Genomic DNA, 18,997 nt, shown 5'->3' with positions numbered 1-18,997 from the left:
GACCTGAAGAACATTATCAAGCCGTACCCGTCGCCGATCATTACCGGGCGCGGGATCGACCTCGACTTCCCGATGCTCGCCGGTTGCCTGGCGCTGCTGGGCCTGGGCCTGGTGATGATCACCTCGGCCTCCTCGGAAGTGGCTGCCGTACAGTCGGGTAACACCCTGTACCACATGATCCGCCACCTGATTTACCTGGTGATCGGCCTCGGTGCGTGCATCGTCACTATGATGATTCCTATCGCCACCTGGCAGCGCCTGGGTTGGCTGATGCTGCTCGGTGCCTTCGGCCTGCTGGTGATGGTAATCGTCCCCGGCATCGGCCGTGAGGTGAACGGTTCGATGCGCTGGATTGGCTTCGGTGCTTTCAACGTGCAGCCTTCGGAGATCGCCAAGGTGTTCGTGGTGATTTACCTCGCGGGCTACCTGGTGCGTCGTCAGAAAGAAGTGCGGGAAAGTTGGATGGGCTTCTTCAAGCCATTCATCGTGCTGCTGCCCATGGCCGGTCTGTTGCTGATGGAGCCGGACTTCGGCGCCACCGTGGTGATGATGGGCGCCGCCGCTGCGATGCTGTTCCTCGGCGGGGTGGGCTTGTTCCGCTTTGCCCTGATGGTTGGGCTCGCCGTGGCGGCCGTGACGATCCTGGTGCAGGCGCAACCCTATCGGATGGCGCGCCTGATCACCTTTACCGACCCCTGGTCCGACCAGTTCGGCTCCGGCTACCAACTGACCCAGGCGCTGATCGCCTTCGGTCGCGGCGAGTGGCTGGGCGTGGGCCTGGGCAACAGCGTGCAGAAGCAGTTCTACCTGCCGGAAGCCCATACCGACTTCGTGTTCTCGGTACTCGCCGAAGAGCTGGGCGTGGTCGGCTCCCTGGCCACCGTCGGGCTGTTCGTGTTCGTCTGCGTGCGGGCCATGTACATCGGCTTGTGGGCCGAAAAAGCCAAACAATTCTTTGCCGCCTATGTGGCTTACGGCCTGGCCTTCCTGTGGATCGGCCAGTTCCTGATCAACATCGGTGTGAACGTCGGCCTGCTGCCGACCAAGGGCCTGACCCTGCCGTTCCTCAGTTATGGCGGCAGCTCGTTGGTGATCTGCTGTGCCTGTCTCGGCTTGTTGCTGCGTATCGAGTGGGAGAGTCGAACCCATTTGGGCAGCGAAGAGATGGAATTCAGCGAGAGCGATTTTGCCGAGGAGCCGACCCATGGGCGCTAACGTGCTGATCATGGCGGGCGGCACCGGCGGCCACGTGTTCCCGGCGCTGGCCTGTGCCCGTGAGTTCCAGGCCCGCGGCTACACCGTGCATTGGCTGGGTACGCCCCGTGGCATCGAAAATGAATTGGTTCCGGCGGCCGGCTTGCCCCTGCACCTGATCAACGTCAGCGGCCTGCGCGGCAAAAGCAAATTGTCCCTGCTCAAGGCGCCGTTCGTGTTGCTAAAGGCGGTGTGGCAGGCGCGCAAGGTTATCCGTGAGTTGAAGCCGGTGTGTGTGCTGGGCTTTGGTGGCTATGTCACCGGTCCTGGCGGTGTGGCCGCGCGATTGGCCGGTGTGCCGGTGATCGTCCACGAGCAAAACGCTGTGGCCGGTACTGCCAACCGCCTGTTGGCGCCATTGGCGGCGCGGGTCTGCGAGGCATTCCCGAATACGTTTGCAGCCATGGACAAGCGCCGCACCACCGGTAACCCGGTGCGTACCGAACTGTTTATGGACATTGCCCGTCAGGCCCTGACCGGGCGCAAGGCGCACCTGCTGATCCTCGGCGGAAGCCTGGGCGCCGAACCGCTGAACAAGCTGCTGCCGGAGGCGCTGGCGCAACTGCCTGTGGAACTGCGTCCCGAGATTTTCCATCAGGCAGGCAAGAACCACGATGAAGTGACTGCCGCCCGCTATCGCGAGGCCGGTGTCGAGGCGACTGTAGAGCCTTTTATCAAAGACATGGCCCATGCCTATGGCTGGGCCGACCTGGTGGTCTGTCGCGCAGGTGCGTTGACCGTCAGTGAACTGGCTGCTGCCGGTCTGCCGTCCTTGCTGGTGCCTTTGCCCCATGCGATCGACGATCACCAGACCCGCAACGCCGAATATTTGGCCGGGGAGGGCGCTGCCTTCCTGCTGCCGCAAAGAACGACTGGCGCCGCCGATCTGGCCGCATGCCTGACTGAGGTTTTGATGCAACCCGAACGACTGAACAGCATGGCGAGCACCGCAAGCCGCCTGGCCAAACCCGACGCCACCCGTAGCGTGGTCGATATCTGCCTGGAGGTGGCCCATGGTTGAGAATCAAAAAGCCATGCCGCAACCGGAAATGCGCCGCATCCGTCGCATCCACTTCGTCGGTATCGGCGGCGTGGGCATGTGCGGGATCGCCGAAGTGTTGCTGAACCTGGGTTACCAGGTCTCCGGCTCCGACCTCAAGACCTCGCCGGTCACCGAGCGCCTGGAATCGTTTGGCGCGCAAATCTTTATCGGTCACCGTGCCGAGAACGCCGCGCAGGCCGATGTACTGGTGGTCTCCAGTGCCGTGAACACCTCCAACCCGGAAGTGGCCACCGCCCTTGAGCGCCGTATTCCCGTGGTGCCCCGCGCCGAGATGCTGGCCGAGCTGATGCGTTACCGCCATGGCATCGCCGTCGCCGGTACCCACGGCAAGACCACCACCACCAGCCTGATCGCCTCGGTATTTGCCGCCGGCGGCCTGGACCCGACCTTCGTGATCGGTGGCCGGCTGAATGCAGCAGGTACCAATGCACAACTGGGTACCAGCCGTTATCTGATTGCCGAAGCCGATGAAAGCGATGCCAGCTTCCTGCACCTGCAGCCGCTGGTGGCCGTGGTCACCAACATCGACGCCGACCATATGGCGACCTACGACGGCGACTTCAACAAGTTGAAGAAAACCTTCGTCGAGTTCCTGCATAACCTGCCGTTCTACGGTTTGGCTGTGGTGTGCCTGGACGATCCGGTAGTGCGCGAAATCCTGCCGCTGGTCAAGCGTCCGACCGTGACCTATGGCTTCAGCGAAGACGCCGACGTGCGTGCGATCAATGTACGTCAGCAAGGCATGCAGACCTTCTTTACCGTGTTGCGCCCTGATCGCGAGCCGCTGGACGTCTCGGTGAACATGCCGGGCAACCACAATGTGCTCAATTCCCTGGCGACCATCTGCATCGCCACCGATGAGGGCGTCAGCGATGAAGCCATCGTCGAAGGCCTGTCGGGTTTTGCCGGTGTGGGCCGGCGCTTCCAGGTCTACGGCCACCTGCCGGTAGACGGCGGCGACGTGATGCTGGTGGATGACTACGGTCACCACCCGACCGAAGTCGCGGCCGTGATCAAGGCCGTGCGTGGTGGCTGGCCGGAGCGTCGCCTGGTGATGGTCTACCAGCCGCACCGCTACAGCCGCACCCGTGACCTGTACGACGATTTCGTAAATGTATTGGCCGATGCCAACGTGCTGCTGTTGATGGAAGTCTACCCGGCCGGTGAAGAACCGATCCCCGGCGCCGACAGCCGCAAGCTGTGCAACAGCATCCGTCAGCGCGGGCAACTGGACCCGATCTATATCGAGCGTGGTGTGGACCTGGCGCCGATCGTCAAGCCGCTGCTGCGTGCCGGCGACATCCTGCTGTGCCAGGGTGCCGGTGATATCGGCGGCCTTGCCCCTAAATTGCTCGCGAGCCCGCTGTTTGCTGCCGCGCCTGCCCAGGGGAAGTCGAAATGACCACCAACTACGGCTCCCTGTTCTCCACCATCGCGCCTGCCGACTTCGGCCGCGTGGCGGTACTGTTCGGCGGCAAGAGCGCTGAGCGCGAAGTGTCGCTCAAGTCCGGCAATGCTGTGCTCCAAGCGCTGCAAAGTGCCGGTGTGAACGCCTTTGGTATCGACGTGGGCGATGACTTCCTCGCTCGCCTGCAGGCCGAGAAGATCGACCGCGCCTTCATCATTCTTCACGGCCGTGGCGGTGAAGACGGCAGCATGCAGGGCCTGCTGGAGTGCGCCGGGATCCCTTACACCGGCAGCGGCATCCTTGCCTCGGCACTGGCCATGGACAAGTTGCGCACCAAGCAGGTGTGGCACAGCCTGGGCATTCCGACGCCGCGTCACAGCGTTTTGTGCAGCGAAGACGATTGTATTTCTGCGGCCAAGGAACTGGGCCTGCCTTTGATCGTCAAACCAGCCCATGAAGGCTCCAGTATCGGCATGGCCAAAGTGAACTCGGCCGCCGAATTGATCGACGCATGGAAAGCGGCAAGTACCTACGATTCGCAAGTGTTGGTGGAACAGTGGATCTCCGGTCCCGAATTCACCATCGCGACCCTCCGTGACCAGGTATTGCCGCCTATCGCGCTGGGCACCCCCCATACCTTTTACGACTACGACGCCAAGTACCTGGCCTCCGATACCCAGTACCGGATCCCATGCGGCCTCGATGCAACCAAAGAGCAGGAATTGATGGACCTCACGGCGAAAGCCTGTGAGGCGTTGGGTATCGCCGGTTGGGCGCGGGCAGACGTGATGCAGGATGACCAGGGGAACTTCTGGTTCCTTGAAGTCAACACCGCACCGGGCATGACCGACCACAGCCTGGTGCCCATGGCTGCACGCGCAGCCGGCCTGGACTTCCAGCAGTTGGTGCTGGCGATCCTGGCCGCCAGTTATGTGGCCGGTAATGTGGCCGGTAATGAAGAGGCACGAGGTTAAGACCATGCAAGGCGCATCGCTTCGCCATCAGCCACCCGCTCCCGGCCGCAAGCCGGTGCCGCGTGGTGCCAGTCGAATGGTGGCTAAAGAGCCGATGTCGGCGCGCCTGCCGAAAGCCAACTTTGGTTTTCTCAAGGCCCTGTTCTGGCCGGTGCTGTTGGTGGCGTTGGGCTTTGGCACCTATGAAGGTGCGCAGCGCCTGTTGCCGTATGCCGACCGCCCGATCACCAAGATCAGCGTGCAGGGCGACTTGAGCTACATCAGCCAGCAAGCGGTGCAGCAGCGGATCGCGCCTTTTGTCGCGGCGAGCTTCTTCACCATCGACCTGGCAGGCATGCGTGCCGAACTGGAGCAGATGCCGTGGATTGCCCACGCCGAAGTACGGCGCGTGTGGCCGGATCAAGTGACGATCCGCCTGGAAGAACAACTGCCCGTGGCCCGTTGGGGTGACGAAGCGCTGTTGAACAACCAGGGCCAGGCATTCAACCCGCGTGAGCTGGCCAACTACGAGCATTTGCCGCAGTTGTTCGGGCCGCAACGGGCGCAACAACAAGTGATGCAGCAGTACCAGGCGTTGAGCCAGATGCTGCGGCCACTGGGCTTCTCCATTGCGCGCCTGGAATTGCGCGAGCGGGGCAGCTGGTTCCTGACCACCGGGGCAGGCAGTTCCGGCCCGGGCATCGAGTTGTTGCTGGGACGCGACCACTTGGTGGAGAAGATGCGCCGCTTTATCGCCATCTACGACAAAACCCTGAAAGAACAGATTACGAACATCGCGAGCATCGACCTGCGTTACGCCAACGGCCTGGCCGTTAGCTGGCGCGAACCGGCTGCGCCCACGGCAGCGCAACCCGCTGTCGCGAAGAATTAAGAAGAGGCAGGACCCATGGCAAACGTGCAAAGCGGCAAAATGATCGTCGGTCTCGATATCGGCACCTCCAAGGTGGTGGCGCTGGTAGGCGAGGTCGCGGACGACGGCACGCTGGAAATCGTCGGAATCGGCACGCATCCGTCCCGGGGCCTGAAGAAGGGCGTGGTGGTCAACATCGAATCCACCGTGCAGTCGATCCAGCGCGCTATCGAAGAAGCGCAACTGATGGCGGGCTGCCGGATTCACTCGGCATTCGTCGGCGTGGCGGGCAATCACATCCGCAGCCTGAACTCCCACGGCATCGTGGCGATCCGCGACCGTGAAGTCAGCTCGGCCGACCTTGAGCGCGTCCTCGACGCTGCCCAGGCCGTGGCGATCCCTGCTGACCAGCGTGTGCTGCACACCCTGCCGCAGGACTACGTGATTGATAACCAGGAAGGCGTACGTGAGCCCCTGGGCATGTCGGGCGTCCGCCTGGAAGCCAAGGTCCACGTGGTGACCTGCGCCGTGAATGCCGCACAGAACATTGAAAAATGCGTGCGTCGTTGCGGCCTGGAAATCGACGACATCATTCTTGAGCAGTTGGCCTCGGCCTACTCGGTCCTGACCGACGACGAAAAAGAACTGGGCGTATGCCTGGTGGACATCGGCGGCGGCACCACCGATATCGCGATCTTTACCGAAGGTGCGATCCGTCACACCGCGGTGATCCCGATTGCCGGCGACCAGGTGACCAACGACATTGCAATGGCCCTGCGGACACCGACCCAGTACGCCGAAGAAATCAAGATCCGCTACGCCTGCGCCCTGGCCAAGCTGGCCGGTGCCGGCGAGACCATCAAGGTACCGAGCGTGGGCGACCGTCCACCGCGTGAACTGTCGCGTCAGGCCCTGGCCGAAGTGGTCGAGCCGCGCTACGACGAACTGTTCACCCTGATCCAGGCTGAACTGCGTCGCAGCGGCTACGAAGATTTGATCCCGGCCGGCATCGTGCTGACCGGTGGCACCTCGAAGATGGAAGGCGCGGTCGAACTGGCCGAGGAAATCTTCCACATGCCGGTCCGCCTGGGCGTGCCCCATGGCGTCAAGGGCCTGGGCGACGTGGTGCGCAACCCGATTTATTCCACCGGTGTGGGCTTGCTGTTGTACGGCCTGCAAAAGCAGACCGACGGCATTTCCCTGTCGGGCATTGGCAGCCGCGAAAGCTATAGCAGTGACGAGCCCAAAGCGCCGTTGCTGGAGCGCCTGCAGGCTTGGGTGAAAGGCAATTTCTAAAGATTTACCGCAACACCGTTTCAAAGTAGTAGGCGAAAAAACTAGAGAAATGAAAGGAGAGGGAAAATGTTCGAACTCGTAGACAACATCCCCGCAAGCCCGGTTATTAAAGTAATCGGTGTCGGCGGTGGCGGCGGCAACGCTGTCAATCATATGGTCAAGAGCAACATTGAAGGCGTTGAATTCATCTGCGCCAACACTGATGCCCAGGCGCTGAAGAGCATCGGCGCGCGGACCATCCTGCAATTGGGCACAGCCGTGACCAAGGGCCTGGGCGCTGGCGCCAATCCGGAAGTCGGCCGTCAAGCCGCCCTGGAAGACCGCGAGCGTATTGCCGAAGTGCTGCAAGGCACCAACATGGTGTTCATCACCACTGGCATGGGCGGCGGTACCGGTACCGGTGCGGCGCCAATCATTGCTGAAGTAGCCAAGGAAATGGGGATCCTGACGGTCGCTGTCGTGACCCGTCCGTTCCCGTTCGAAGGCCGCAAGCGCATGCAGATCGCCGACGAAGGTATCCGTCTGCTGTCTGAAAGCGTTGACTCGTTGATCACCATCCCCAACGAGAAACTGCTGACCATCCTCGGTAAAGACGCCAGCCTGCTGTCGGCTTTCGCCAAGGCCGATGACGTACTGGCCGGTGCCGTTCGCGGTATCTCCGACATCATCAAGCGTCCGGGCATGATCAACGTCGACTTTGCCGACGTACGCACGGTCATGAGCGAAATGGGCATGGCAATGATGGGCACTGGCTGCGCCAGCGGTCCTAACCGTGCACGTGAAGCGACCGAAGCGGCCATCCGCAACCCGTTGCTCGAAGACGTGAACCTGCAAGGTGCACGCGGCATCCTGGTGAACATCACCGCCGGTCCTGACCTGTCCCTGGGTGAGTACTCCGACGTGGGTAGCATCATCGAAGCCTTCGCTTCCGAGCACGCGATGGTCAAGGTCGGTACCGTTATCGATCCAGATATGCGCGACGAGCTGCATGTGACCGTGGTTGCCACGGGTCTGGGCGCTAAAATCGAGAAACCGGTGAAGGTTATCGACAATACCGTGCACACCAGCCAGGCCTCGGCCGCCGCTCCAGCACCTGCTCGTCAGGAACTGCCGTCGGTGAACTACCGTGATCTGGATCGTCCGACCGTGATGCGCAACCAGGCCCAGGCTGGTGCTGCGGCGTCCCGTAGCCCGAATCCGCAAGATGATCTGGACTATCTGGACATCCCGGCTTTCCTGCGTCGTCAGGCCGATTAATGGAATGTATCAGGGCTATGAAGGTGATTGGTGTTCAGCAAAGATCTGGTCTGCTATTATCGCCAGCCTTTGTTGATACCAGTTCGCAATTTGCGCTGAAGCGGTCCAAGCCATGATTAAACAACGCACCCTGAAGAATATTATCCGTGCCACAGGTGTAGGTCTGCACTCCGGGGAGAAGGTATACCTGACTCTCAAGCCCGCACCTGTCGACACCGGCATCGTGTTTGTTCGTGCCGACCTGGACCCTGTGGTGCAGATTCCTGCTCGCGCGGAAAACGTTGGCGAAACCACCATGTCGACCACATTGGTCAACGGTGACGTCAAAGTGGACACGGTGGAGCACTTGCTCTCGGCCATGGCTGGCCTGGGCATCGATAACGCCTACGTCGAGCTCTCCGCGTCTGAAGTCCCGATCATGGATGGTAGCGCTGGACCTTTCGTATTCCTGATTCAATCTGCCGGCCTGGAAGAACAGGACGCAGCCAAGAAGTTCATTCGCATTCTGCGGGAAGTGACAGTAGAAGACGGCGACAAGCGCGCCACCTTCGTCCCGTTCGAAGGCTTTAAAGTGAGCTTTGAGATCGATTTCGATCACCCGGTATTCCGTGACCGCACCCAAAGTGCAAGCGTGGATTTTTCCAGCACTTCGTTCGTAAAAGAAGTCAGCCGCGCCCGTACCTTTGGTTTCATGAGTGACATCGAGTACCTGCGCAAGCACAACCTCGCACTCGGCGGCAGCGTTGAAAACGCCATCGTGGTCGACGCGGATGGTGTACTGAACGAAGACGGCCTTCGCTATGAAGACGAATTCGTGAAGCACAAGATCCTCGATGCAATTGGTGACCTCTACCTGCTGGGCAATAGCCTTATAGGCGAGTTCAAAGGCTTCAAGTCGGGCCATGCACTGAACAACCAGCTCCTGCGCAAGTTGATTGAGCAGAAAGATGCTTGGGAAGTCGTGACCTTCGAAGATGCCAGCACCGCACCGATCTCTTACATGCGTCCCGTTGCGGCGGTGTAAGTAACAACTCTCTTTCTTTAGTTTTTAAAGGCTGCCTTCGGGTGGCCTTTTTTTATGGCGGCGGTTTGTGGCTCCGCCAATGTTCAATCAAGGCGCGAGGCAGATCTGTGGTGACAAGCTCCCTCGCCACAATAGGTACGCAACCACTACCTCAACAGGGCCGCATCGACGACGCGGTTACGCCCGCTATTTTTCGCCTCATACAACGCCCGGTCAGCACTGAGCAGCAACTCCTCCAATGACGCGCTGCTGCGTTTGTCCCAGGCGCTCAGGCCGATACTCACCGTAATAGGCTCGCTATCACCCGCAACCGGCGGCAAGTGCTGGATCCCCTGGCGGATATGCTCGGCAATCGTCCTGGCACCGTTGGCATCGGTATGCGGCAGGATCACCGCAAACTCTTCGCCGCCGTAACGTGCCGCCAGATCGGCCGGGCGGCGGATTTGGCGGCCGATCACCTGCGCCACGCTGCGCAAGGCTTCATCACCCCCCTGATGGCCATGGCGGTCGTTGAAGGCCTTGAAGTGGTCGACGTCGATCATCAGCACAGACAAGGGCTCGGTCGAGCGGCGGGCGCGCTCCCATTCCAGAGCCAAGCGCTGGTCGAGGGTCCGGCGGTTGGCCAGGCCGGTCAGGCCGTCCGTGGCTGCCAGTTCTGACAGCACCTTCTCGGCGCGATAGCGGCGCCGCAGTTCCAGGCGCAACATCCAGCTCAGCCACAGCAGGCCCACACACAACACCCCGGTGGCCCCTGCCGTCAGCCACGCGGCGCGCTGCCAGGCGGCGAACACATCGTCGCTGGCCAACGCCACCACCACGATCAATGGCAACCGCCCCACATTGGTAAAGGTATACAGCCGGGGCGTACCGCTGATCGCAGAGATGGCCCGGAAGCTGCCGCTGCCTTCTTTCAGCATGCGCTTGAAGTTGGGGAGTGAACTCAGGTCCTTGTCGATCATGTCCTGTTCGAGCACGGGGTGCTGGGCCAGCAGGATGCCCTGGTTGTTCAGCAGGTTGATGGTGTTACCGTTGCCGATGGTCAGGCTGCTGAACAGTTGGTCGAAATACGCCAGGCGCATGGTCGCCACGGCCACCCCGGCAAACTCGCCGTCGGGCCCGGTCACGCGGCGGCTGAAGGCGATACGCCAGACCTGCTCGCACTGACAATGGATCTTGAACGGGCGGCTGATAAACAGTCCGGCCTCGGGGTTCTGTTGATGGACCTGGAAGTAGTCGCGGTTGGCGAAGTTACGTCGGGTTGGGGTCAGCGTCGACGAGTCGGCAAGCACCGCGCCCTGGGCGTCCAGCAGCAGGACTTCACCTTTATAGGGGGCTGCGGTGGACTGGTCGAATTGCAGTTGATGCCGCACATCCGCCGGCAGTCCCGACAAGTCCTTGCCGGCCGCCTCAATCAGGCCGTGCAGTGCCAAGTCATAGAGCTCGACGTTGCGCAGCACATCGGCATTGATCAGTTGGGTGATATTGCTGGTAGACCGTTGGGCGGTCTGCAGCGTGCTGGCATGTTCGCGGATCAGCAGCACGGCGACGATGATCAGGATCAGGGTGACGGTGAGGCCACTGCCCAGAATCAGCAAAAGCTCCGGGCGTGCAGGCAGGTTAAGGGCGCGGCGTTGACTCATCGGACGGACTTCGGCGGTGACGATGAGGGCAGTTTAGTTCCGCGCGCCTGAAATTAGCTCATCGGCAAAAAAGATAATTGGCCGTCAGAACACATTGATCGGGTAGTCGACGATCACCCGGTACTCATCCACATCGCGGTCCACCGCCGAGTAGCCATTGCTGCCCCGGTTGGTCGCCCATTGCAGGCGCACCGCCAGGTCCTTGGCCTTGCCGCCCTGCACCACGTACTTGAGGTCGATATCCCGCTCCCAGTGCTTGGCGTTCTTGCCGTCGGCGCTGTACCAGGCCGAGTAGCCGCGGCTGTTGGGGTCGACTTTGGTCAGGTCGGTCTTGCCGCTGATGTACGACACCGCTGACGTCAGGCCAGGGACGCCGAGCCCGGCGAAGTCATAGGCGTACTTGAGCTTCCACGAGCGCTCGTTGGGGCCGTTGAAGTCCGAGTATTGCTGGGAGTTGTCCAGGTACACGCTGTCGCCCTGGGCGATGTAGTCGAACGGCGTGTTGCCGTTGACCCGCTGGTAGGCGGCCATGACGCTGTGATTGCCCACGCCCACGGTGAAATGCAGGCTGTAGGTGTTGTTGTCGATATCCCCCAGCAAGGCATTGCCGGTGTCCTGGGTATGGTAGAAGTGCAGGCCCGGGTTGAGGCTGACCAGGTCATTGACCGCGTAGGTGTAGTCCAGGTCGTAGTAGTACTGGTTCCACACGTCCTTGAGTTCGGAGGCGTACAGGTTGCTGGTCAGCCCTGGCAGACCGCTCCAGGCCACGCCTGCCCAGTTCATATGCTGGCTGTCCTGGCCCTTGGGCAGCGCGCCATAGCTGGTGCCGATGCGCCCGTGGCCGCTCTGGTTGTAGAGCTTGGCAAAGCTGGCCTGGCCGCCTTCGAACATCCAGCCGTCGAGGCTGTGGTTGGTCAGGCTGACGCCACGAAAGGTCTCGGGCAGCATGCGGGTCATGCCGCCGGCAATTACCGGGTTGTTGAGGAACAGATCGCCGGCTTTGAATTCGGTATCCAGGGCGCGGATTTTCAGGGTGCCGCCACCGGTGGAAAACGAGCCCGGCGCTTTGCCGTTGCCGCTGCCGTACGGCAGGATGCTGGAGCCGTCGGTACCGCCGCCGCCGTCCAGTTTCAGGCCGAGCATGCCATGCACATCCAGGCCGAAACCCACGGTGCCCTGGGTGTAACCGGACTCGAAGACCCCGAGGAAGCCTTGGCCCCACTCTTTGCTGTCGTCGGTGTGAATGTCGCGGCGGTCGCGATTCATGTAGTAGTTGCGGGTGTTGATATTGAGGCTGGAGCCTTCGACGAATCCGTCGGTGGGAGGGGTGTCTGCGGCATGGGCGATAGGGGAGATAGTTGCTGCAATCGCGAGGAATAACGGGGTGAATGTCAGCGCGGTTTTCACCGGGGGAGCTCCTTTGGGTCAGTCTGAACGGCCAATGTTGTGGGGTGTTCCTGGCCTTTTTTACGGCAAAAAAAAGCCGCTGAAGTCAGCGGCTTTAAGACAGATTCCCAGTGTAGAGCCCTGGAAATAAGTCGAGGGAAATGGCAGGGCGGGTCGGCTGTCTTTGCCGTCTCGCTCGTCGATGCGACATATTGGCGCAGGCGAGCGGTACGGTACAGAGTGTAACAAGATAATGACTGTTGCCCAAATCGCAACAGTCAAGACGATGAAGACCCTCTATGGGAATGGGCTTATGTCGGAGTGGTTTTGAAAATCAGATCGGCAGGGTGATACCAAAGGTGTTGCCACCGTGTTCACTGCGCACAAACACGTCCCCACCATGCATCAAGGCAATCGCCTTGACGATGGCCAACCCCAAACCATGATTGGCCCCGCTGTTGCTGCGTGAGGCGTCGACGCGGTAGAAACGCTCGAACAACCGAGGCAAATGCTCGCTGGCGATCCGTTCTCCAGGGTTGGTCACGCCAATCAGCACCTGCTGCTCGTGCGCTTCAATCCGCACCTCGATCACCTGCCCCGGCGAGGTGTGCTGCACGGCATTGTTCAGCAGGTTGATCAGGGCCCGGCGCAAATGGGCCTTTTCGATCTTCACCTGGGCATCGCCGGCCACCGTGACCTGCACCTGGGCGTCTTCAAGGATAAAGTCCAGATAGTCGAGGGTGGTCGCCACCTCATCGGCCAGGGAGCTTTCAACCAGCTTGGTGGCTTTGCTGCCTTGGTCGGCGCTGGCCAGGAACAGCATGTCATTGATGATCGAACGCAGGCGCTCCAACTCCTCCAGGTTCGATTGCAGCACTTCAAAGTAATGCTCGGCCGAGCGGCCACGGGTCAGCGCCACCTGGGTCTGGCCGATCAGGTTGGTCAGTGGCGAGCGCAGTTCGTGGGCCACGTCGGCGTTGAACGACTCCAGGCGCGAGTAGGCGGTTTCCACCCGCTCCAGGGTGGAGTTGAAGGCATTGGCGAATTGCTTGAGCTCTGGGGGCAGCGGCGACAATTGCAAGCGCCCGGACAGTTTCGGCGGGGCCAGTTTTTGCGCTTCATCCGAGAGCCTGATCAGCGGCTTGAGGCCGATGCGCGCGACCCAGAAGCCCAGCAGCGAAGCCAGCACCACGCCGATAAACGCCAGGCTGATCAACGCCATCAGCAAATGATGCTGGGTGGCGCGGAAGTTGGCGGTGTCGATGGCGATCATAAAGCGCAGCGGCGGGCGCAGGTCCTTGGCCGGGAACTGGCTGACCAGCACCTTGAACGGATACGCATGCCCCGGCAGGTATAAATCACGCTTGCCCGTGGGGCCGGCGGCAAACTCGCGAAGGTGCGCGTCCGGGTTGCCGTACTCATAGGCCGGGTTGCTGCTCACTACCCAGAAGCGAATACGTGCATCCTCTTCGCCCAGCAGCTTGAGTTTGTTGGTCATTTTCACCCAGTGATCCGGCGTGCCGAAACGCGTGATCGACGACTCCAGCACACTGTAGCGCGCATCCAGTTCGGCCTCCGGCAACAGGCCCAGGCCACGGTCCACCTGCTGGTAGAGCGCGCCGCCGATCAGCAGGAAAATCACCAGCGCGACCAGGGTGAACATGCCGCTCAGGCGCAGGGCAATCGAGTTACTCGACACTGCGGTTCTCCAATACATAGCCCATGCCACGGATGGTGTGCAGCAGCTTGTGCTCGAAGGGCCCGTCGAGCTTGGCCCGCAGGCGCTTGATCGCCACTTCGACCACATTGGCGTCGCTGTCGAAATTGATGTCCCAGACCATTTCCGCAATCGCCGTCTTGGACAGGATCTCGCCCTGGCGCCGCGCCAGGACGCTGAGCAGCGAGAACTCCTTGGCCGTCAGGTCTAGGCGCAGGCCGGCGCGGCTGGCCTTGCGGCTGATCAGGTCGATCCACAGGTCGGCAACGGTCACCTGCACCGGTTCATGCCCGCCGCTACGGCGGGTCAGGGCTTGCAGGCGGGCGACCAGTTCGAGAAAGGAAAACGGCTTGCCCAGGTAATCGTCGGCGCCTTCGCGCAGGCCGCGAATGCGGTCTTCCACGCGCTCGCGGGCAGTCAGCATGATCACCGGGGTTTGTTTACGCGCCCGCAGTGCGCGCAGCACGCCAAACCCGTCGAGGCCGGGCAGCATTACATCGAGCACGATTACTGCGTAGTCGCTTTCCAGGGCCAGGTGCAGGCCCTCGATGCCGTCGCGGGCGACGTCCACCGTGTAGCCTTGTTCCGTCAGCCCGCGATGCAGGTAGTCGGCGGTTTTCTCTTCGTCTTCAATAATCAGGACACGCATGACCCCGCCTCAATGTGTGGTCGCCAGCCCGAGGGCCGGAGTGGGTCTGTGGAACAGCTTCTCAAGGTACAAGTATATGACCGGCGTGGTGAACAGCGTCAGCGCCTGGCTCACCAGCAACCCGCCGACCACCGCGATGCCCAGGGGTTGGCGCAGCTCCGCGCCGGGGCCTGCGCCGAGCATCAGCGGTACTGCGCCCAGCAGCGCGGCGAGGGTGGTCATGATGATCGGTCGAAAACGAGTGACACAGGCTTCATAAATCGCATCCGCCGGTGCCAGCCCACGAACCCGTTGCGCTTCGAGGGCAAAGTCGATCATCAGGATGCCGTTTTTCTTGACGATGCCGATCAACAGCACCAGGCCGATCAAGGCCATGATGGAAAAGTCCTGGCCCAGCAGCCACAGCATGATCAACGCACCCAGGCCGGCCGAGGGCAGGGTCGAGATGATGGTCAGCGGATGCACGAAGCTCTCATACAGCACGCCGAGGATGATATAGACCGCCACCAGCGCCGCGAGGATCAGCCACGGCTGGCTGGCCAATGAACTCTGGAACGCCTGGGCCGCGCCCTGGAAATTGCCAATGAGGGTGCTCGGCATGCCGATCTCGTTCTTGGCCTGGTCGAGCATGATCACGGCGTCGCCCAGGGCCACGCCCGGTGCGAGGTTGAACGACAGGTTGGCCGCCGGGAACATGCCGTCGTGGCTGATGGACAACGGCCCGACCGTCGGCGGGTCGACCTTGGCCAGTGCCGACAATGGCACCATTTCACCGCTGAGGGGCGAGCGCAGGTAGAAGTAGTTCAGGCTCTCGGCCTTGCCCCGTTGCTGGCTGTCCAGTTCCAGCACCACCTGGTACTGGTTGGTCTCGGTCTGGAATTCATTGACCTGGCGCTGGCCGAACGCATCGTACAGCGCCTGGTCGACATCGGTGGCGGTCAGGCCGAAACGCGCGGCGGCCTGGCGGTCGATGCTGATGTGGGTGATGCTGCCGCCCAGTTGCAGGTCGTTGGACAGATCGCGGAAGGCCGGGTTGGTGCGCAGTTTTTCGGTCAGGCGCTGGGTCCAGGTGTTCAGGGTCGCGCCGTCGTTGCTCTTGAGCACGTACTGGTACTGGCTGCGGCTGGGCCCGGAGCTGAGGTTGATGTCCTGGCCGGCGCGCAGGTACAGCACGATCCCCGGTACCCGGGCCAGTTTGGCGCGGATCCGGTCGATAAACTGGCTGGCCGACACATCGCGATCACCGCGATCCTTCAGGGCAATCCAGAAGCGGCCGTTGGCGATGGTCTGGTTACTGCCGGTCACACCCACCGAGTGGGAGAAGTTTTCCACCGCCGGGTCGGCCTTGATGATTTCGGCCAGGGCCTGGTGCTTGGCCACCATGTCCGGGTAGGACACATCGGCCGCTGCCTCGCTGGTGCCAAGAATAAAACCGGTGTCTTGTACCGGGAAAAAGCCCTTGGGGATAAACACGTAGCCGGCCACGGCCAGGCCCAGGGTCACAGTGAAGATGCCGAGCATCGTGCGCGGATGGGCCAGGGCCCGGCGCAGGTTCCTCGCGTAACCGGCCAGCAGGCGTTCGCCAAAGCCCGGTTTGTCGTGGGGAGGGTGGGCGGGGGCGCGCATAAACTGCCCGGCCAGCATCGGCGCCAGGGTCAGGGACACCACCACCGAAATCAGGATGGTCGAGGTCGCGGTCAGGGCAAATTCCTTGAACAGGCGCCCGACCACGCCGCCCATGAACAGCAGCGGGATAAACGCGGCCACCAGCGAAAAGCTGATCGACACCACGGTAAAACCTATCTCGCCGGCGCCCTTGATCGCCGCTTCGCGCTTGTCCAGGCCCGCCTCAAGGTGACGGTGGATGTTCTCCACCACCACAATCGCATCGTCCACCACAAAACCCACGGCAATCACGATGGCCACCAGGGTCAGGTTGTTCAAACTGAAGCCCATCACATACATCAGGGCAAAAGTGGCCACCAGCGACACCCCCAGCACACTGGAGACAATCAGGGTTGCCGACCACTGGCGCAGGAACAGCGCCATCACCGCCACCACCAGCAACACCGCGATCAACAGGGTGATTTCCACTTCATGCAGCGAGGCACGAATGGTCTTGGTGCGATCCGACAGCGAGCTGACTTCCACCGACGCCGGCAGCATCGCCTGCAAGCGCGGCAGCTCGGCCTGGATGCGGTCCACGGTGTCGACGATATTGGCCCCCGGCTGGCGGAAAATCACCAGGTTGACCCCCGGTGTATCACCGGACCAGGCCTGCACGTAGGCGTTTTCCGAACCGTTGATCACCCGTGCCACGTCGCGCAACTGCACCGGCGCGCCGTCCTTGTAGGAAACAATCAGCTCGCCGTATTCCTCAGGATGAAACAGCTGATCGTTGGTCGACAGCGTCGATACGCTGTCGCGCCCATACAGCGCGCCCTTGGCCAGGTTCAGGCTCGACTGCTGCAGCACCAGGCGGATATCGGCCAGGGTCAGGCCGATGGCGGCGAGTTTGTCCGGCGAGGCCTGTACCCGGATTGCCGGGCGTTGCTGGCCGGTGATGCTGATCTGGCCGACGCCGTCGATCTGGCTGATCTGCCGGGCCAGCAGGGTCTCCACGTAGTCGCTCAGTTCGGTGCCGGGCATATTGTTGGAGCTGATACTGAGGATCAGCACCGGGCTGTCCGCCGGGTTGACCTTGCGCCAGGTCGGCAGGTTGGGCATATCGCTGGGCAATTTGCCGGCCGCCGTGTTGATCGCCGCCTGCACTTCCTGGGCGGCGGTGTCGATGCTCTTGTCGAGGGTGAATTGCAGGGTCAACAGGCTGGAGCCCAGGGCGCTGCTGGAGGTCATCTGGGTCATGCCGGGGATGGCACTGAATTGCACTTCCAGGGGCGTGGCCACCGACGAGGCCATGGTGTCGGGGCTGGCGCCGGGCAGTTGGGCGGTGACCTGGATCGTCGGGAACTCCGCCTCCGGCAATGGCGCGACGGGCAGGCGCGGAAAGGCGATCAAGCCCAGCAGCACCAGGGCAAAGGTCAGCAGCAGGGTGGCGACCGGATGGTCGACGCACCAGGCCGATACTGAACCACGGCCCTTCATGGCCGGGCCTGCGCCTGGGCGGCCTGGATCACTTGCGGCGGCTCCTTGAGCACCTCCACCTGGGCACCGGCCTTGAGGCGCGACTGGCCGTCGCTGACCAGCACATCACCGGCCTGCACACCGGTGACAATTGTCAGGTCGCTGTTCTGGTAGGTCACATGTACCGGCACCACGTCCACCTTGTCGCCATTGACGCGGTACACGAAGTGCGAGTCCAGGCCGCGCTGGACCACGGTCGGCGGCACCACTAGGGCCGCCTTGTCGAGGGCGGTCTGGATCTTCACCGTGACCAGTTGCCCCGGCCACAGTTTTTGCGTGGCATTGCTGAATTCGGCCTTGGCGCGGATGGTGCCGGTGGTGGCGCTGATCTGGTTATCAATCAGGCTCAGGCGGCCTTCGCCGAGCAGGATGGCGGCCGGGCTGTCGGTGTCGGCGCCGAGGAACGCATCGACACTGGCCGGGTGTTGCGCGGCGATCAGGCCCTGCAGGGTCGGCAGCATCTGTTGCGGCAGGGAAAATTCCACGGCGATCGGGTCGATCTGCGTCACCGAGAACAGGCCCTGGGCATCGCTGGTACGCAGGAAGTTGCCTTTATCCACATTGCGAATCCCCACCCGACCGCTGACGGGGGAGCGAATCTGTGTGTAGGAAAGCTGCACCTGGGCCGCATCAATTGCCGCCTGGTTACCCAGGGCCGTGGCCTTGAGCTGGTTGACCAGGGCTTGCTGCTGGTCGTAAGTCTGCTTCGACACGCCGTCGTCGATGCTCAGCTCTTTGTAGCGCTTGAGATTGACCTGTGCCACCTGCAACTGCGCCTGGCTTTCGCCCAACTGGGCCTTGGCCTGGTCAAGGCTGGCGCGGATCGCCCGGTCATCAATGCTCGCCAGCAGGTCGCCGGCCTTGACCCGTTGTCCCTCCTTGACCATCAACTGGGTGAGAATGCCGTCGACCTGCGGGCGGATCACCACGCTATGCAGCGACAGTACCGAGCCGATACCGCTGACAAACCGTGGGATATCCTGCTGCGCGACACTGACCACCCTTACCGGGATTGCGCTGGAAGCCGACAGCTTGGTCTTGGCCGGCCGGGTCGCCACCCAGGCCACGACCGCCAGGGCTACGACGGCGAGCACAATCACGGTGGTTTTGCGTTGAATGGGCATGGTCTCGCGGCGTCCGGACAGGGAAAGGGAGGAGCGTAGGCTCTTTATAGCCTGCAAACCCGGTCAGCAAAGTGACCGGTAACTGACAGGGCTGTCAGCAAAGGTCGACCATTCGTACGGGCAGTGGTTAAAGAACCAGGGCGCGCAGGTATACTGCGCGCCAGCGTGGCCCGCAAGTCGGGCCCGCGTCATTTTTTGCACGCTCCGGAGC

Annotated in this window: 14 protein-coding genes; 8 read left to right on the top strand and 6 right to left on the bottom strand. The window is 62.0% G+C overall.

What is annotated here, in order from left to right:
- Positions 1-3: 3 nt before the first annotated feature.
- From ftsW to lpxC, 8 genes are all read left to right on the top strand, one after another.
- Complete coding sequence (ftsW, locus tag HBR93_RS01845) at positions 4-1,215, top strand: putative lipid II flippase FtsW (protein WP_162493911.1); 1,212 nt, start codon at positions 4-6, stop codon at positions 1,213-1,215.
- On the top strand, positions 1,205-2,275 hold the full coding sequence (gene murG, locus HBR93_RS01840; RefSeq protein WP_169959745.1) for an undecaprenyldiphospho-muramoylpentapeptide beta-N-acetylglucosaminyltransferase: 1,071 nt from the start codon (positions 1,205-1,207) through the stop codon (positions 2,273-2,275). Before ftsW ends, murG begins: the two co-directional genes overlap by 11 nt.
- On the top strand, positions 2,268-3,719 hold the full coding sequence (murC, locus tag HBR93_RS01835; RefSeq protein ID WP_115128968.1) for a UDP-N-acetylmuramate--L-alanine ligase: 1,452 nt from the start codon (positions 2,268-2,270) through the stop codon (positions 3,717-3,719). Before murG ends, murC begins: the two co-directional genes overlap by 8 nt.
- The gene (locus HBR93_RS01830; protein WP_057958506.1) at positions 3,716-4,699 is read left to right on the top strand and encodes a D-alanine--D-alanine ligase; all 984 of its coding nucleotides are present in this window, start codon (positions 3,716-3,718) and stop codon (positions 4,697-4,699) included. Before murC ends, HBR93_RS01830 begins: the two co-directional genes overlap by 4 nt.
- 4 nt (positions 4,700-4,703) lie before the next feature.
- The gene (locus tag HBR93_RS01825; protein WP_115128967.1) at positions 4,704-5,570 is read left to right on the top strand and encodes a cell division protein FtsQ/DivIB; all 867 of its coding nucleotides are present in this window, start codon (positions 4,704-4,706) and stop codon (positions 5,568-5,570) included.
- 15 nt (positions 5,571-5,585) lie between these two features.
- Entirely contained in the window at positions 5,586-6,845 is a 1,260-nt protein-coding gene (gene ftsA, locus HBR93_RS01820; RefSeq protein WP_029297837.1) for a cell division protein FtsA, read from the top strand.
- A 66-nt stretch (positions 6,846-6,911) separates the two neighbouring features.
- A complete protein-coding gene (gene ftsZ / locus HBR93_RS01815; protein ID WP_057444456.1) occupies positions 6,912-8,102 on the top strand; it encodes a cell division protein FtsZ in 1,191 nt (396 codons plus the stop codon).
- A gap of 112 nt (positions 8,103-8,214) precedes the next feature.
- Positions 8,215-9,126 carry a UDP-3-O-acyl-N-acetylglucosamine deacetylase gene (gene lpxC / locus HBR93_RS01810; protein ID WP_029297841.1) on the top strand — a complete coding sequence of 304 codons (912 nt, stop codon included), beginning with the start codon at positions 8,215-8,217 and terminating at the stop codon, positions 9,124-9,126.
- Positions 9,127-9,272: 146 nt separating this feature from the next.
- Here the strand turns inward: lpxC and HBR93_RS01805 are convergent, their stop codons facing one another.
- From HBR93_RS01805 to HBR93_RS01780, 6 genes are all read right to left on the bottom strand, one after another.
- Positions 9,273-10,766, bottom strand: coding sequence for a sensor domain-containing diguanylate cyclase (locus HBR93_RS01805; protein ID WP_169959744.1), 1,494 nt, complete (start codon positions 10,764-10,766; stop codon positions 9,273-9,275).
- Between the two features lie 84 nt (positions 10,767-10,850).
- Positions 10,851-12,173 carry an OprD family porin gene (locus tag HBR93_RS01800; protein WP_057958508.1) on the bottom strand — a complete coding sequence of 441 codons (1,323 nt, stop codon included), beginning with the start codon at positions 12,171-12,173 and terminating at the stop codon, positions 10,851-10,853.
- Positions 12,174-12,486: 313 nt separating this feature from the next.
- A complete protein-coding gene (locus tag HBR93_RS01795) occupies positions 12,487-13,851 on the bottom strand; it encodes a heavy metal sensor histidine kinase (RefSeq protein ID WP_169959743.1) in 1,365 nt (454 codons plus the stop codon).
- Positions 13,841-14,518, bottom strand: a complete 678-nt coding sequence (locus HBR93_RS01790; protein WP_057958510.1) for a heavy metal response regulator transcription factor — start codon at positions 14,516-14,518, stop codon at positions 13,841-13,843. Before HBR93_RS01790 ends, HBR93_RS01795 begins: the two co-directional genes overlap by 11 nt.
- Positions 14,519-14,527: 9 nt before the next feature.
- Positions 14,528-17,623 carry a multidrug efflux RND transporter permease subunit gene (locus HBR93_RS01785; RefSeq protein WP_057958511.1) on the bottom strand — a complete coding sequence of 1,032 codons (3,096 nt, stop codon included), beginning with the start codon at positions 17,621-17,623 and terminating at the stop codon, positions 14,528-14,530.
- Positions 17,620-18,786, bottom strand: coding sequence for an efflux RND transporter periplasmic adaptor subunit (locus tag HBR93_RS01780; protein ID WP_169959742.1), 1,167 nt, complete (start codon positions 18,784-18,786; stop codon positions 17,620-17,622). The genes HBR93_RS01785 and HBR93_RS01780 overlap by 4 nt, the downstream gene beginning before the upstream one ends.
- Between the last annotated feature and the right edge of the window lie 211 nt (positions 18,787-18,997).

Origin of the sequence: Pseudomonas sp. WS 5411 (assembly GCF_012985595.1) — a bacterium.
Classification (GTDB): Bacteria; Pseudomonadota; Gammaproteobacteria; order Pseudomonadales; family Pseudomonadaceae; genus Aquipseudomonas; species Aquipseudomonas shahriarae.
The sequence above is the reverse complement of the archived record's forward strand: the minus strand, read 5'-3'. Positions and strand labels throughout refer to the sequence as shown.

Coding starts and splice junctions, on each gene's coding strand:
- murG (WP_169959745.1), top strand. CDS start 1,205: ATGGGCGCTAACGTGCTGATCATGGCGGGCGGCACCGGCGGCCACGTG.
- murC (WP_115128968.1), top strand. CDS start 2,268: ATGGTTGAGAATCAAAAAGCCATGCCGCAACCGGAAATGCGCCGCATC.
- HBR93_RS01830 (WP_057958506.1), top strand. CDS start 3,716: ATGACCACCAACTACGGCTCCCTGTTCTCCACCATCGCGCCTGCCGAC.
- HBR93_RS01825 (WP_115128967.1), top strand. CDS start 4,704: ATGCAAGGCGCATCGCTTCGCCATCAGCCACCCGCTCCCGGCCGCAAG.
- ftsA (WP_029297837.1), top strand. CDS start 5,586: ATGGCAAACGTGCAAAGCGGCAAAATGATCGTCGGTCTCGATATCGGC.
- ftsZ (WP_057444456.1), top strand. CDS start 6,912: ATGTTCGAACTCGTAGACAACATCCCCGCAAGCCCGGTTATTAAAGTA.
- lpxC (WP_029297841.1), top strand. CDS start 8,215: ATGATTAAACAACGCACCCTGAAGAATATTATCCGTGCCACAGGTGTA.
- HBR93_RS01805 (WP_169959744.1), bottom strand. CDS start 10,766: ATGAGTCAACGCCGCGCCCTTAACCTGCCTGCACGCCCGGAGCTTTTG.
- HBR93_RS01790 (WP_057958510.1), bottom strand. CDS start 14,518: ATGCGTGTCCTGATTATTGAAGACGAAGAGAAAACCGCCGACTACCTG.
- HBR93_RS01785 (WP_057958511.1), bottom strand. CDS start 17,623: ATGAAGGGCCGTGGTTCAGTATCGGCCTGGTGCGTCGACCATCCGGTC.
- HBR93_RS01780 (WP_169959742.1), bottom strand. CDS start 18,786: ATGCCCATTCAACGCAAAACCACCGTGATTGTGCTCGCCGTCGTAGCC.